Genomic DNA, 273 nt, shown 5'->3' on the forward strand with positions numbered 1-273 from the left:
TTCGTGCTGTTCGGCTGCTTCGCCGCCGCCGCACTGGCGCTCGTCGTCGACCAGTTGCTCGCGCTGATCGAGAACGGCCTGCGCAATCGCAGCCGCATCCGCACCGCGCTCGGCGGCCTCGGCATCGCCGCCCTGATCGCGGCAACGCTGGTGCCCGCGATCGCGCGTTCGCATGGGCGCTACGTGGTCGGCGCCAAGACCTTCGCCGAGCAATATGTGCTGTCTGCGCTGATCGCACAGCGCCTGCAAGCGGCCGGGCTGCCGGCCACCACC

The 273-nt window shown here is 70.7% G+C and carries 1 protein-coding gene; it reads left to right on the top strand.

What is annotated here, in order from left to right:
* Positions 1–273: hypothetical protein (locus AC1RQI_RS17200; protein WP_481905831.1), on the top strand; the 273-nt coding region annotated here is incomplete at both ends.

The organism is Salicola sp. AFF1 (genome assembly GCF_056783195.1).